16 protein-coding genes and 1 pseudogene are annotated in these 13800 nt (G+C 73.8%); 11 read left to right on the forward strand and 6 right to left on the reverse strand.

Annotated features, from left to right (window positions below):
• Window positions 1–120 precede the first annotated feature (120 nt).
• A pseudogene (locus tag KME80_RS08115) lies at window positions 121–1353 on the forward strand (Dyp-type peroxidase); the annotation flags it as partial.
• On the opposite strand, the gene KME80_RS53140 reads toward KME80_RS08115, so the two are convergent.
• The gene (locus KME80_RS53140) at window positions 1293–2123 is read right to left on the reverse strand and encodes an MBL fold metallo-hydrolase (protein ID WP_372455347.1); all 831 of its coding nucleotides are present in this window, start codon (window positions 2121–2123) and stop codon (window positions 1293–1295) included. The pseudogene KME80_RS08115 and the gene KME80_RS53140 overlap by 61 nt on opposite strands.
• Window positions 2124–2156: 33 nt before the next feature.
• Here KME80_RS53140 and KME80_RS08125 point away from each other — a divergent pair, with 33 nt between their 5' ends.
• The 4 genes from KME80_RS08125 (at window position 2157) to KME80_RS08140 (ending at window position 4993) form a co-directional block, all read left to right on the forward strand.
• Window positions 2157–2663 carry an ABATE domain-containing protein gene (locus tag KME80_RS08125; protein ID WP_219502269.1) on the forward strand — a complete coding sequence of 169 codons (507 nt, stop codon included), beginning with the start codon at window positions 2157–2159 and terminating at the stop codon, window positions 2661–2663.
• A gap of 180 nt (window positions 2664–2843) precedes the next feature.
• On the forward strand, window positions 2844–4241 hold the full coding sequence (locus KME80_RS08130) for a hypothetical protein (RefSeq protein WP_219502107.1): 1398 nt from the start codon (window positions 2844–2846) through the stop codon (window positions 4239–4241).
• A 6-nt stretch (window positions 4242–4247) separates the two neighbouring features.
• Window positions 4248–4706, forward strand: a complete 459-nt coding sequence (locus KME80_RS08135) for a RipA family octameric membrane protein (RefSeq protein WP_219502115.1) — start codon at window positions 4248–4250, stop codon at window positions 4704–4706.
• Window positions 4703–4993: a DUF7701 domain-containing protein gene (locus KME80_RS08140; RefSeq protein ID WP_219502116.1), complete on the forward strand. Its 291-nt coding sequence runs from the start codon at window positions 4703–4705 to the stop codon at window positions 4991–4993. Before KME80_RS08135 ends, KME80_RS08140 begins: the two co-directional genes overlap by 4 nt.
• A gap of 27 nt (window positions 4994–5020) precedes the next feature.
• Here KME80_RS08140 and KME80_RS50120 read toward each other — a convergent pair whose 3' ends face one another.
• Window positions 5021–5443, reverse strand: a complete 423-nt coding sequence (locus KME80_RS50120) for a MarR family winged helix-turn-helix transcriptional regulator (protein ID WP_219502117.1) — start codon at window positions 5441–5443, stop codon at window positions 5021–5023.
• Between the two features lie 136 nt (window positions 5444–5579).
• On the opposite strand from KME80_RS50120, the gene KME80_RS08150 reads away from it, so the two are divergent.
• From KME80_RS08150 to KME80_RS08165, 4 genes are all read left to right on the forward strand, one after another.
• Window positions 5580–5870 (forward strand): DUF3040 domain-containing protein, encoded by a 291-nt coding sequence (locus KME80_RS08150; protein WP_219502118.1) that lies wholly within the window; start codon window positions 5580–5582, stop codon window positions 5868–5870.
• 76 nt (window positions 5871–5946) lie between these two features.
• Window positions 5947–6174 (forward strand): hypothetical protein, encoded by a 228-nt coding sequence (locus tag KME80_RS08155; protein ID WP_219502119.1) that lies wholly within the window; start codon window positions 5947–5949, stop codon window positions 6172–6174.
• Complete coding sequence (locus tag KME80_RS08160) at window positions 6171–6887, forward strand: hemerythrin domain-containing protein (RefSeq protein ID WP_219502120.1); 717 nt, start codon at window positions 6171–6173, stop codon at window positions 6885–6887. Before KME80_RS08155 ends, KME80_RS08160 begins: the two co-directional genes overlap by 4 nt.
• 57 nt (window positions 6888–6944) lie before the next feature.
• The gene (locus KME80_RS08165) at window positions 6945–7577 is read left to right on the forward strand and encodes an HD domain-containing protein (RefSeq protein ID WP_219502122.1); all 633 of its coding nucleotides are present in this window, start codon (window positions 6945–6947) and stop codon (window positions 7575–7577) included.
• Here KME80_RS08165 and KME80_RS08170 read toward each other — a convergent pair.
• The 3 genes from KME80_RS08170 to KME80_RS08180 are packed head-to-tail and all read right to left on the reverse strand — an operon-like array spanning window position 7540 to window position 9731.
• On the reverse strand, window positions 7540–7803 hold the full coding sequence (locus KME80_RS08170; protein WP_219502124.1) for a DUF4031 domain-containing protein: 264 nt from the start codon (window positions 7801–7803) through the stop codon (window positions 7540–7542). The two genes, KME80_RS08165 and KME80_RS08170, sit on opposite strands and share 38 nt — an antisense overlap.
• A complete protein-coding gene (locus tag KME80_RS08175; protein ID WP_219502125.1) occupies window positions 7800–8543 on the reverse strand; it encodes an HAD family hydrolase in 744 nt (247 codons plus the stop codon). The genes KME80_RS08170 and KME80_RS08175 overlap by 4 nt, the downstream gene beginning before the upstream one ends.
• Window positions 8544–8561: 18 nt before the next feature.
• A complete protein-coding gene (locus KME80_RS08180) occupies window positions 8562–9731 on the reverse strand; it encodes a cytochrome P450 (RefSeq protein WP_219502128.1) in 1170 nt (389 codons plus the stop codon).
• A gap of 359 nt (window positions 9732–10090) precedes the next feature.
• On the opposite strand from KME80_RS08180, the gene KME80_RS08185 reads away from it, so the two are divergent.
• Complete coding sequence (locus KME80_RS08185) at window positions 10091–11329, forward strand: hypothetical protein (RefSeq protein ID WP_219502130.1); 1239 nt, start codon at window positions 10091–10093, stop codon at window positions 11327–11329.
• Between the two features lie 19 nt (window positions 11330–11348).
• Window positions 11349–12038, forward strand: coding sequence for a DUF2786 domain-containing protein (locus tag KME80_RS08190; protein ID WP_219502131.1), 690 nt, complete (start codon window positions 11349–11351; stop codon window positions 12036–12038).
• A 103-nt stretch (window positions 12039–12141) separates the two neighbouring features.
• Here KME80_RS08190 and pgm read toward each other — a convergent pair whose 3' ends face one another.
• Window positions 12142–13770 (reverse strand): phosphoglucomutase (alpha-D-glucose-1,6-bisphosphate-dependent), encoded by a 1629-nt coding sequence (gene pgm, locus KME80_RS08195; protein WP_219502133.1) that lies wholly within the window; start codon window positions 13768–13770, stop codon window positions 12142–12144.
• Window positions 13771–13800: the final 30 nt, after the last annotated feature.

Here is a 13800-nt window from a genome sequence, read left to right on the forward strand (position 1 = left end):
TGGGCCGTTTCCGGGAGTTTCGGGCAGTCATGGGCGGGGCCGGGGAGAGGGGCGACGGTGCCGCCGCCTAGGCTTCAGGCTACCTGAAGGTTATGACCCCCTTCGCCTTGGAGGACACCCATGCCCAGTTCATCCACGCCTGCCTTCTCCCGGCGCACCCTGGTCACCTCGCTCGTGGCGACCGCGGGCGCGAGCGGGGCACTGGCCCTCACGGGAGACGACGCGCCGGCCACCCCGCCGAGGCAGGCGGCCCCGGAGCGGCGTCACGAGACGCAGCAGCCCGGCATCGCCACGCCCCAGCAGCTCTACGCCTGCTTCGCCGCCTTCGACCTCGAGAGCGCCGGCCCCAAGGGCAAGCCCCTGCCCACCGAACGGATCGCCGTCAACTTCCAGCGCCTCATGGAGCACTGGAGCGCCGCCGCCGAACGGCTCATGCGGGGCCGCCCCGCCGGGCCGCTCCCGTCCAGCCGCCCCGGCATGCCTGCCGACACCGGCATCGCCGACGGCCTGCCGCCCTCCCGGCTGACCGTGACGTTCGGCCTCGGACCCGAGCTGTTCGGCCGCATCGGCCGTAAGAAGGAGCGGCCCCGGCACCTGCGCCGGCTGCCGGCCTTCTCCACCGACCAGCTCCAGCCCGCCTGGAGCGGCGGCGAGCTGTTCGTGCAGATCTGCGGCGACGACCCGCAGAGCATCAGCCACGCCTTCCGCGCCCTGCGCGGCCGCGCCCCCGGCCTCGCCCGGCTGCGCTGGAGCCAGCAGGGCTTCCTCGGCCGGTTCGGCGACGCCACCTCGCGCAACCTGTTCGGGCACAAGGACGGCACCGCCAACCCCAGGCCGGGCACCGCCGCCTTCGACGACGCCGTACGGGTCACCGCCCCGGACGAGCCGTCCTGGTTCACCGGCGGCACCTACCTGGTCTTCCGCAAGATCCGGATGGACCTGCCCACCTGGGACACCTCCACCGCCGACAAGCAGGACCGGTCCATCGGCCGCCGCCGCGACAACGGCGCCCCGCTCAGCGGCGGCCACGAGTTCACCCCCGCGGACTTCGGCAAGAAGGGGCCCGACGGCAAACCCCTCATCCCGGCCGACTCCCACGTGGCCCTGGTCCACGGCATCCCCATGCTGCGGCGCTCGTACAACTACGACTACGCCTTCCAGGCGCCGCCCGCGCCGGACGCCGGCCACGAGCACCCCGGGGGCGACAAGCCCGGCCACAGCCACGACGACCCGCTGCACGACCACGCCGGGGCCGGGCACAACAGCTACGACACCGGCACCCTGTTCTGCGCCTACCTGCGGGACCCTGGCGACTTCGTCCGCGCCCAGCGCAAGATGGCCGACGCCGGCGACCGGCTCAACGCCTTCATCCAGCACACCGGCAGCGCCGTCTTCGCCATCCCCCCGGCGGTCCGGCCCGGCCGTTCCCTCGCGGACGCGCTGTTCCCCGCCCGCTGACCCCGGACCGCGCCCCGGGGGCAGGGCGGACGCGGTGCGGGAGCCGTCCCGGGGTCAGCCCCGCTCGCCCAGGTCCAGGCGGTCGAGCGGCCCGGCGGCGGTGAAGGCGGCCACCAGCTCGTCGCGCCCCTCGGTGAAGTGCGCCCAGCTGTCCGCTCGACGAGTTCGAGTGAGGCGTTGTCGCCGCTGACGTAGACGGTGGGCAGGCCCTCCCCGGTCAGGACGAACCCGACGACCTGCCAGGTGAACGGCTCGACGTCCTCGCGGGCGCCGGGCCCGTGGACGGCGGGCACGCCGGTGACCGTGACCGTGCCGCCACCGGGGCGCTCCAGCTCGACCGACTCCCAGTCGGCCAGCCCCCTGGCCCCGCCGCCCAGGCGCTGGCCGCCTCCGGGCGTGGTGAGGGTCCGCGGGACGCCGGCGAGCAGCGCCCGGCCGGAGACGTCCAGGTTGTCGGGGTGCTCGTCGTGGGAGAGCAGGACCACGTCGATCCGGCCCAGGTCGGCCGGGGCGGCGGCGGAGGGGGCCGTCTTGGTCGGCCGGCCGCGCGGCACGAGGTAGTCGCGGGGGGCGTCGAAGGTCGGGTCGGTCAGGAAGCGCAGGCCGCCGTACTCGAACAGGGCGGTCGGGCCGCCGAGGACGCCGCGCCGGGAGCGGCGGACCACCTCGCCCTCGACTTCGCCAACAGCGCCGTCGCGCTGCCCGGAGGGCGGTTCGTCGACCTTCTCGGCACCCCGGAGGCGGCGAACCGGTGGCTGGCCGAGCGCGGCCTGGCTCCGGCCGACGCCGGCGTGCGGGAGATGTGCGCGACGCAGCTGCGTTCGCTGCGCGAGCACGTCAGGTCGCTGTTCGCCGCCCGCGTGGCCGGGGTGCCCGCTCTGCCCGCGGCGCTGTCGGCCGTCAACGACGCGCTGAGCAGGGCGCCCACGGCGGCGCTGCTGTACTGGGACGACCGGCGCGGCCCGTACCGCGCGGCGCCGTGCCCGGTCAACGAGATCCTCGACCGCGCGCTCGCGGCTCTCGCGGCCGACGCGGCCGACCTCCTCACCGGCCCGGACGCCGGTCGCCTCAACTCGTGCGGGGCCGCGCCCTGCAACCGCTTCCTGCTGAGCCGCGGCCGCCGCCACTGGTGCTCCGTCCGCTGCGGCGACCGCGCCCGCGCCGCCCGCGCCTACGCCCGCCGCGCCCGCTCGCAGGCCGGCTGACCCCGCAGCCGGGGGTTCTCGCGTCCTCCGTTTCCCCCGGTGGGGGATATATCCACCTGTGTGACAGGCGGGGCCACATATATGCGTTGACTGGGGCGGAGCTGGTGGCGTTCCATTCAGGATGGCTGCCATTGCCGGGGGGTCTCGGGCGGCCGCACGCGGCGCGGACGGAGGCGGAGCATGCGCTATCGGCTCGACCCGGCGGCGGAGGCGCAGGCCGTACGCGGCAACCTGATCGGCGCCCTCTACACCGGCGGCATCGCCTGGCTGGTCTCCTCCTACATGAGCGGCCGGATCCCCGCCGTGACCGTCGTCGTGCGGATCCCGCGCGACTTCGAGCTCTTCCCCTGGCTGGCCGGCGGCACCGGCGTGATCTCCGCGCTGTTCACGATCGCGCTGGCCGCGAGCGTGGTCCGCTGGCAGATCGCGCTGTCGCAGCGGCGGCAGGCGCGCGATCCGGTCAAGGCGCTGCTGCTGCCGCCCACGGCCCAGCACGGCGCCGCCCTGCGCCAGTCACGGCCCGGCCGCACCACGGTGGGCAACGTCGCGCTGCTGGCCGTGCCGTGGGTGGTGTTCCCGCTGGTGATCGTCGCGCTGGGCACCCAGCTCGTCCCCGAGCGGATGGGTTCGCGCGCGGAGGAGGCGATCTGGGTCGCCGGCCTGGCCGGCGGGGTCGGGCTGGCCGTGCTCGTCGTCGTCGCCGTCGACGTCACGCGCCGGCAGCTGCTGGCCTGGCAGGTGCGCAGGCTCTCCCAGGACCCGGCCTTCGCCGCGCTGATGCCGCCCGCCACCGCCACCCCGGCCCAGTACCGGGCCCCGGTCATCCCCGAACTGAGGATCACCTACTACGATCCGCCCCCGAGCATCACCTTCGGCCTGCCCAAGGTCACCGCCGAGCGCAACGTCTTCGGCCGGCCCCCGCTGGACATCGCCTACTTCCGGCTGTTCGAGAACGAGTTACGGGTGCGCGACTTCGTCAAAGGGGCCTTCCGCCGCTGCGGGCACGTGCACCTGCTGCGCAGCGCCGCCTCCGTGAGCTACTCCGAGCTGGCCCGGGCGCGGCGCACCGGGACGCTCAAGAACCTGTTCATCACCTCCGACCGGCGCATGCTGCGGGCGCTCGGCGCGCGGTCCACCGAGCCGCTGCCCAGCGGGTTCCGCACCATCAGGGGCACCGGCGGCAAGGGCGTGCGCGTCTGGGACCGCAAGGGCAGCTACCCCTTGTCCGCCTATCTGTGCCACGGGAGCTACTGGAAACGCGCCGTCGACACCCTGCTGGAGCTCGCCGACCTCGTCGTCATCGACCTGTCGGGCTTCCAGAAGGAGAACGTCGGCACCGGCTACGAACTCCAGCGCGTCATCGACCGCTACCCCGTCCACCGCGTCGTCGTCCTCGCCGACACCGGCAGCGACACCCGCTATCTGGCGACCCACATCAGGCACGCCTGGGCGCGGATGGCCCCCGGCTCGCCCAACTCCGGGGACGGCGCCAGGACCCTGCTGGTCAGCCGGATCGCCATCGGCGGCCCGGCGGCCACCCACCACCTGCTGGCCTACGCGCTCCAACGACTGAGGTGATCGAGGATGTCCGCCCCCGGCAACGACCTGGCTCCCGTGATCGAGCTCTACAAGGTCGCGGTGGAGATGGCCGACCGGGTCTCGGCCCGGCGCACCCTGGCCAACGCCTTCTTCCTGTCCGTCCAGAGCACGCTGCTGTCGGTCGCCGCGCTGTCGCTGTTCACCGGCGTCAGGCCGTGGCCGGTCCCGGTGGTGTTCGCGCTGGTCGGAGTGGTGCTGTCGGGCACCTGGTGGGTGCAGTTGCGCAGCTACCGCGATCTCAACCGGGCCAAGTTCGCCGTCATCAACGAGATCGAGCTGCAACTGCCCGTGCAGCCGTTCGGCAGCGAGTGGCAGGCGCTCCTGGCCAGCCGGACCGGGCCGCTGCGGGGCCGTTACGCCGACCTCGGCAGCACCGAGCGGATCGTGCCCGGCGTGTTCGTGCTGCTGCATCTGCTGCTGATGGCGGGCAGACTCCTGGCATGACCTACCTGGACGCGGACGCGCGCCTCATCCGGAGCCTGCTGCCCGCCGGAGCCGCCCCGCCGGACGACGCCACCGGGCTGTTCGTCCTGTACGCGGTGCTGCTGCGGGCCAAGGGCGAGGCGGTGAGCGCCGAGGACGTCCACGACGCCTGGTCGGCGTGGATGAGCACGCGCGATCCCGGCCACCCGGCGCTCGTCCCGTACGCCGATCTGCCGCCCGCCACGCGCGCGGCCGACGAGCCGTACGCCGAGGCCATCCGCGCGGCGGCCGCCCGGCGCCGCCGCTGACCCGGGCGGGCGGTGGACCGGGGGCCGTCAGCCGGTGCTGGTCCAGACGGGCAGGGTCAGCACGGTGTGCATGCGGCGCAGCTCGTCGCGGTGCAGGGCGCTCAGGCGGGTCAGCACCTGCTCGCCCTCCGGCGTCACCAGGACGCGCACGGCGCGGCCGTCGTCGGGGTGGGCCTCCCGCTTGACCAGGCCCTGCGACTGGGCGCGGTTGACCAGCTCGACGACGCTGTGGTGGCGGAGCTGGAGCCGGTCGGCGAGCTCGCGCACGGTCGCCCACTCCCTCCCGGGGAAGCCCTTCAGCGCCAGCAGCAGCTGGTATTGCTGCGGGGTGAGGCCGTCGGCGCGCACCGTCTCCTCGCTGAAGCGCAGGTAGCTGCGGATCCCGAAGCGGAAGCGGGCCAGCGCCTCGAAGTCCTGCTTGGTCAGGGGCGGGCTCTCATGGTCGGACACCGGACAAGTCTATCGCGTCACGAGGTGACGCGCGGCGCAGTGCCATCATGTCAGTCCAGGTCAACGTGGTGGAAGACCGCCCATGTTCACCCGATTTCTATCGTGTTACGATGCAAATGCGTCCTGGGGAGGTATCGTGCTCAGTGATCGAGATCGCGAAGTGCTGCGGGAGATCCAGTGCCGGCTGCTGGCCGACGATCCGGCTTTCGCGCGGGACTTCTCGACCGACGCCCGGCTTCTCGAGGACGACGCCCCGTCCGGCGACCCGGCCACGTCCGCCTTCACGCTGCCGCTCCTGCTCAGCCTGGGGCTCGGCGTGCTCTCCCTGGTGGGCGGGTCGGGCGTCGGCGGGCTGGTGTTCTCCGGCATGGCCGCCGGCTTCTGGTGGCTGCGCGAGCGCCACGACGCGGGCACGTACGGGCCCTGAGCGCGCGTACGGGACACCGGCAGGATCCGGCCATCGATGCCCCGCCGGCCGCACGGGGCGGATATCGGAGGAACAAATGATCGCCATCGTCGCCGTGCTGGGCACGGTCCTGGCGCCGGCCGCCCTGGGGCTCGGCCTCGGCGTGCGGGTCGTCAAGCATAAACGGGCCACGCCGCCCGAACATGCCCCGGAGGCCGCGCCGGGTGAGCCGGAGGAGCCGCCCGCCCTCCCGGCGCGGCCTGAGCTGACCCCGGACAGCGTGCCGGGCCAGCGGCTCCCCACCGAGCGGAGCGTCGCCCGATGAGCCGGCCCGCGGAGCTGAGACGGCACGCCAGGACCTCGGCCGCGCGCCCCAGGGACGGTGAGACCCCGCACACCCTCACCGGCGAGCACGCCCAGCTCCTGGCCCAGGTCACCGCCCGCGCCCGGGCCATGCTCGCGGCGGCGGCCCGGGGCGGCTCCCCGGAGCGGGAGGCCCGCGCCCTGACCGCCTACCTGCGCGCCGAGGTGATCCGGCAGATCAGGGACGAGGAGTGGCTGCTGTTCCCCGCCTACGGCGCCGCGCCCGCGCTGTCACGGCTGACCCGCGACCACGCCCGGCTGCGCGCCGCCGTCGACGCGATCACCCGGGCGGCCTCGGACTCCTGCCCGCCGGCGCGGCTCGCGACCCTCACCCGCGACCTGCTCACCCAGCTCGGACGCCACTTCGCCACCGAGGAACGCGTCCTGGCCGCGCTCGGCCGACCGGCCGCCGCGACCGCCGCGCTCGGCGCGCAGCCGCACCGCTGGTTCCCGCTCACCGAGGGGCCGGTGATCGACCTGGACACGCTGCCCCAGGCCGCGGCCGCCGACGCCGTACGCGACCGGCTGCGCAGGCTCGGCCGCGACGAGGCGGTCGAGCTGCGCTCCGGCCACGACCTCAACCTGCTGTGCTGGCAGCTGGCCGACGGCGACTACGGCTTCACGTACCTGAGCGAGGGGCCCGGCGAGTGGCGCGTCCGGGTGCGGCGGCGCTGAGGCGGGGCGGGGTCAGCCGCACGGCCACGGCCCGCCGCGGGGTTCTAGGGTGGAGGCGTGCTGAAGGCGTGGGCCGGGGTGGCGGGGGAGTCGCGGGCGGCGCTCGCCGTGGGGGCGGAGCTGGTGGCCCGCTGGAGCGAGCCGCACCGGCGCTACCACGACCTGGCCCACCTGCGCGCGGTGCTGTCCGCCGTCGGCCTGCTGGAGGGCTCCGCCGCCGACCCCGTGGCGGTGCGGCTGGCCGCCTGGTTCCACGACGCCGTCTACGACGGGCGGCCCGGCTGGGACGAGGAGCGCAGCGCCCAGCTCGCCCAGGCCAGGCTGCCGCGCTGCGGCGTGCCGCCGTCGCGGGTGGCCGAGGTCGCCAGGCTGGTCCGGCTGACCGCCGCGCACGACACCGTCACCGCCGGCGACCGCGACGGCGCGGTGCTGTGCGACGCCGACCTGGCCGTCCTCGGCGGCGACGGCTACGCCGCCTACGCGCGGGCGATCCGCCAGGAGTACGCGCACGTGCCCGACGACCTCTTCAGGCGGGGCCGGGCCCAGGTGCTGCGCCGGCTGCTGGCCGTACCGGAGCTCTATCGCACGCCCGCCGCGCGGGAGCTGTGGGAGGAGCGGGCGCGGGCCGCGATGGCGCGCGAGCTCGCCGAGCTCAGCGGGGCTTGCGGCGGCGCAGCCCCGAGGCGATGAGGCGGTGCAGCAGCTCGCGCGAGCTGACCGGATGCGCGCCGAGCGACACCGCGTGCGCGTGCGCCGTCTCCGGCACGTCGTAGTGGTCGCGGTCGAACGCGCGCCCGGGCACGCCGAGCCGCACCGCGAAGGCGTGCAGCTCGTCCAGCGAGCTGTCGCTGACCAGGTGGGACCAGAGCAGGCCGCGCGGCCCGGGGAAGTTGGGCGGGTCGATGAGCACCGTCACGACGTCAAGGGTAGAACCCGCCCGCGCACGGTGAGCTCGCCCAGGTCGTCCACCACCACATCCACGTCGCGCGCGAGGCCGGGGCCGTCGCGGTCGACCGCCACCACCAGCCCGAACCCGCCCCTGCGGGCCGCCTCGATCCCCGGCAGCGCCGCCTCCACCACCGCCGCCCGGACGGCCGGCAGCGCCAGCCGGCGCACCGCCTCCAGGAACAGCGCCGGATCGGGCTTGCCCGGCAGGTTCATCAGCGCCGCGTCACTCCCGTCGACCAGCACGTCGAACAGGTGCGTCACGCCCGCCGCCCCGACCAGCCTGCGCCCGTGCAGGCTGGCCGACACCCCGGCGGTACGGGCCCCGCGCCGGCGCAGCTCGTGCAGCAGCGCCACGGCGGCGGGGAACGCGGCGACGCCGTACTTGTCCACCTCGGCGAGGAACAGCTGGTCCTTGGCCAGGCCGAGCCCGTGCACGGTCGGCGCGCCCGGCGGGTCGTCGGCCGCGCCCTCGGGCAGCGTGATGCCGCGCGAGGCCAGGAACGTGCGCACCCCGTCGAGGCGCGGACGCCCGTCGACGTGGCGCAGGTAGTCGCCGCGGATGTCGAACGGCTCGCAGCGGCCGCGCAGGAACGCGTCGAAGACGTGCTTCCAGGCGGCCGCGTGCCCCCGGGCGGTGTCGGTGACCACGCCGTCGGTGTCGAACACGACGGCGCCGATCGCCGTCAGGTCGATGACAGGATCGCTCACACCGCGAACGTAACCCCTCTACCAGGCGACGGGTAGCTTCTCCACGCCGTAGACGATGGCCAGCTTGCGCCACGGGATCTCCCCGGCCACGTGCAGCCCGGGGAAGCGGCGCAGCAGCGCCGGGAAGGCGATGCGCATCTCCATCTGGGCCAGCGGCGCGCCGATGCAGCGGTGGATGCCGTGCCCGAACGCCAGGTGCGAGCCCGCGGTCGGGCGGCCCGGCTTCACCTCGTCCATGTCGTCGCCGAGGTTCGGGTCGCGGTTGGCCGCGGCGAGCGAGCACAGCACCATCTCGCCCTTCTTGATCTGGTGCCCGTGCAGCTCCAGGTCGTCGCGGGCGAAGCGCGGGAAGGCCACCTGCACGACCGTCATGTAGCGCAGCAGCTCCTCGACGACGTCGTTGACGTAGCCGTCGACCTCGCGCACCTTGGCGGCCTGCTCGGGGTTCTCCAGCAGCCACAGCGTGCCGAGCGCGAGCATGCTGGTGCTCGTGTCGTGACCGCCGGTCAGCAGGCCGTCGGCCATGCTGGCGAGCGTCCGGTCGTCGAGCTCGTCGCCGTGCTCGCGCAGCAGCTGGCCGAGCAGGCCCTCGCCGGGGTTCTGCCGCTCACGGGCGACCAGGTCGACCAGGTACGTCATCGCGTCGTTGATCGCCTGCAGCGACGCCTCGGGCCCGGCGGTGAAGTCGAACCGGTCGGTGCTGAGCTTGACGAAGTCGGCGCGCTCCTCGTACGGGACGCCGAGCAGCTCGCACACGACGAGCGACGGGATGGGGAGCGCGAACTCCTCCATCAGGTCCACCGGCGAGCCCTTGGCCGCCATCCGGTCCAGGTGCTCCTCGACCATCGCCTCGATCCGCGGCTCCAGCCTGCGCAGCCGCCGCATGGTGAACTCGGGCGTCAGGTACTTGCGCAGCCGCGTGTGCTCGGGCGGGTCGCGGAAGCCGAGGCCGCCCGGGTCCTCCTGGTTGGAGCCCAGGCCGATGACGCCGGCGAAGTCGTTGCTGAAGCGCTCGTGGTCGCCGAGGACGCCACGCACGTCGTCCCACCGCGTCACCAGGTAGACCGTCTGGCCGCCCGGGATCTCCATCGGGAAGACCGGGTGCTCGGTCCGGATGCGGGCGAGTTCGGCCGCCGGGTCGAACCCGTCGCGCATGAACTGGACGAGCGGGAACTCTGAGTCTGACATCGAAATCCGTCCTGCTGGGATACATCACACCATGTTGGGATAAATCCCTCGATAGATGGTCCCATCCATGACGGGTGGCTGGTGCCCTCCGAAAGGACGAGATTTCATCTCACCTGATGATGAGATTCCGTCCCGCCGGCCGCAAGTGTCCTGGTCACCTCGTCCGGCGGTCCCCGCCTTCCGCGACGGCACGGAAGGTAGTTGTCCGGTACGAACCCCGCTTCTTGTGCTGCTCCTGGGGCGTACGGGGAAAGACGGGCAAACCGGGGCGGCAGGCGGCGTTTGGCGTACAAGATGGCGACATTCTGCGATGATCTCGTCGTTTGGAGCCCGAGACTGAGCCTCACGGATAGTGACTGATGCCCACATTCGAGGAAATAGCGGCCTTCATCACAGAGAAGCCGCTCGCGACCGCCGTCATCGCCGTTCTCACGCTGGCCGGGCTGGGGCTGGCCTTCCTGGTCCTGCGCGTCGTCTGGCGCGCCACCGCCTGGCTCGTCGCCCGCTACGTCGCCCCCCGCCCCATCGAGGACCTGCTGACCATCGTCGCCGCGTCCATCGCCACCGGCGTCTCGGCCCAGGGCATGTGGCGCTTCTCCGGCGACGTCCTCGGCCTCGACGGGCCGCTGCGGCTGCTGCTGTTCGCCTTCATCGAAGTCGCCATCATCACCTCCGCCGTACGCGCCCGGCGCAACATGCGCGAGAACTACTCCGCCGGCATCGACGGCATCGCCGTGTGGGCGCTGACCTGCCTGACCGCCGTGCTGTCCAGCATGGACGCGCGCAGCCTCCCCGAAGCGATCTTCCGGCTCGCCGCCCCGCTCGTCGCCGCCTGGCTGTGGGAGCGCGGCATGGCCATCGAACGCCACCGCATCCGCGGCACCGGGCGCATCAACTGGCGGCTCACCCCCGAACGGCTCCTCGTCCGCCTCGGCCTGGCCGAGGTCAGCGACCGCACCGCCAGCGAGGTCGACGCGCACCGCAGGCTCACGCGCGTCGCCCTGGCCGCCAAGCGCGCCAAGGCGCTGCGCGAGTCAGGCGGCTCCGAACGCAAGATGCGCGCCGCCCTCGCCAAGCTCGACAAGGCCATGGACCAGGCCGTCGAGCACACCGGCCTCGCCGTCGACCAGGCCCGCCAGGAAGCCCTGCTCGCCCAGATCGCCGCCCTCTACAACACCTCCGCGCTCATCGACGCCGCCCCCCGCGTGCCCTGGGAGCCCGACCCCGACCACCAGCCCGTGCCCGCCCGCCCCGCACTCCCCCCGGCCCTGGCCGAACTCGTCGACGAGGAGGACGAGGACGTCGACGTGCTCGACGCCACCCCCCAGGTCGTCGACACCGCCCAGCGGGCCGCGCTCATGCGGGCCGCCCGCGCCTACTGGGACCGGCAGATCGCCAAGGGCATCGTCCCGCGCACCGTCGACATCGCCCAGGAGATCGGCATCTCGCTCGCCACCGCGCGCGAGTATCGTGCCCTGTGGAAGCTGGAGCCGCGGGCCCACGCCCTCATCGAGGCGCTGTTCCACCAGCACGGCATCGTCGACACCGGCGCCTTCCCCGCCATCGCCGACGACGGGCGGGTGCTGACCAAGTCCTGAACGGAACGGGGGCGCCAGGGTGCGCGAGCGGACGCTCGAACGGGTCAGGAAACTGCTGGCCAAGGCCGAGCGCACGGACAACGAGCACGAGCGGGCCACGTTCATGGCGGCGGCCACGGCGCTCATGGCCAAGTACGGCATCGACGCCCTCGACCCCGAACAGCCCCGCCGGCGGCCCGGCGACCGCATCGTCACCCTGCCCGGGCCGTGGGCCAGGGAGAAGGCCCGGCTCGTCAGCCTCGTCGCGCAGGCGCTGCGCTGCCGGCCGCTGCTCATCGGGCGCGGCGACGGCGGGCACCGGGTGCACGTCTTCGGCTTCGCCGCCGACCTGGAACGTGCCGAACTGCTCGCCACGTCGCTGCTGCTCCAGATGGCCTCCGGGCTGGCCCGCGTCCGGCTGCCCGACGGGGTCGACGCCGTCCGCGCCTACCGCCGCTCCTGGCTGCTCGGCTTCACCGACGAGGTCTACCGGCTGCTGAGCGAGGCCGAACGGCGCGCCGAGGACGAGTCGCCCGTGGCCGGCACCGCCCTGGTCCTCGCCGACCGCCGCGCCGAGGTCGACCGCGCCGTCTCCGCCGTCTACCCGCGCGTCCGCCTCAGCGTCCCCCGCACCAGCGGCACCGGCTACCGCGACGGCGTCGCCGCCGGCCGCCGCGCCGACCTCAGCCGCACCGGCGTCCCCACCCCACCGACCCGCCAACTCCCCTGACCCCCGCCAGGCCCGGCCACTGACCACCCCTCCCGGAGGCCGCGACTTCCGGGGGGTGGCCGTCTCCTGGTGGGACGCGCGTCTGGGGCCGGGGGCGGGTGGGTCAGTTCAGGGCGGCGGAGACGAGGGAGCGGGCCTCCTCCTGGACCTGGGCGAGGTGGTCGGGCCCCTTGAAGGACTCGGCGTAGATCTTGTACACGTCCTCGGTCCCCGACGGCCGGGCCGCGAACCAGGCGCTGGCCGTGGACACCTTCACCCCGCCGAGGCTGGCCCCGTTGCCCGGCGCGGCCGTCTGCACGTCGGTGATGGACTCGCCGGCCAGGGTGGAGGCCGTCACCTGGTCGGCGGACAGCTTGCCGAGCACCGCCTTCTCCTCCCGGGTGGCGGGCGCGTCCACCCGCGCGTAGGCGGGCTCGCCGTAGGCGGCGGTGAGGTCGCGGTAGTGCTCGCTCGGCGACCTGCCGGTGACCGCGCGGATCTCCGAGGCGAGCAGCGCCAGGATGATCCCGTCCTTGTCCGTGGTCCACGGCGACCCGTCGCGGCGCAGGAACGACGCCCCGGCGCTCTCCTCGCCGCCGAACCCGAGCGATCCGTCGAGCAGCCCCGGCACGAACCACTTGAACCCCACCGGCACCTCGTACAGCCGCCTGCCGAGCGACGCGGCGACGCGGTCGATGATGCCGCTGCTCACCATCGTCTTGCCGACGCCGGCGTCGCCGGGCCAGCCGTCGCGGTGCCCGTACAGGTAGGAGATGGCGACGGCGAGGTAGTGGTTGGGGTTCATCAGCCCGTCGGGCGTGACGATCCCGTGCCGGTCGGAGTCGGCGTCGTTGCCGGTGGAGATGTCGTACGCGTCGCGCCCGGCGATGAGGGACGCCATCGCGTACGGCGAGGAGCAGTCCATGCGGATCTTGCCGTCCCAGTCGAGCGTCATGAAGCGCCAGGTGGGGTCGACGAGCGGGTTGACCACGGTGAGGTCGAGCCGGTGCCGTTCGGCGATCTCCCCCCAGTAGGCCACGGCGGCGCCGCCGAGCGGGTCGGCGCCGATGCGCACGCCGGAGGCGCGGATGGCGTCGAGGTCGATGACGGAGGGCAGGTCGTCGACGTAGGAGCCGAGGAAGTCGTGCCGTCCGGCCTCGGCGAGCGCCTTGGTGTAGCTGACCCGGGGGACGTTCTTGAGCCCGGCGGCCAGCAGGCGGTTGGCCCGGTCCTGGATCCAGGAGGTGGCGTCGGAGTCGGCCGGGCCGCCGTGCGGCGGGTTGTACTTGAAGCCGCCGTCGGAGGGCGGGTTGTGCGACGGCGTGATCACGACGCCGTCGGCGAGGCCGGTGGTGCGGCCGCGGTTGTGGGTGAGGATGGCGTGCGACACGGCGGGCGTGGGCGTGTAGCCGTCGCGCGAGTCGATCAGCACCCGCACCCCGTTGGCGGCGAGCACCTCCAGCGCCGACACGCGGGCGGGCTCCGACAGCGCGTGCGTGTCGATGCCCAGGTAGAGCGGCCCGTCGGTGCCCTGCGCCTGCCGGTATTCGCAGATGGCCTGGGTGGTGGCCAGGATGTGGTCCTCGTTGAAGGCCGTCTTCAGCGACGACCCGCGATGCCCCGAGGTGCCGAACGCCACCCGCTGCGCGACCTCGCCGGGATCCGGCTTCAGCGTGTAATAGGCGGTCACCAGCCTGGCGACGTCGACCAGGTCGGCGGGCTGAGCGGGCTTCCCCGCGCGTTCGTGGGTCATGGAGCCACTTTACAAATCGCCGCCCGCACG

The organism is Nonomuraea ceibae (assembly GCF_019396325.1).
Taxonomy (GTDB): domain Bacteria; phylum Actinomycetota; class Actinomycetes; order Streptosporangiales; family Streptosporangiaceae; genus Nonomuraea; species Nonomuraea ceibae.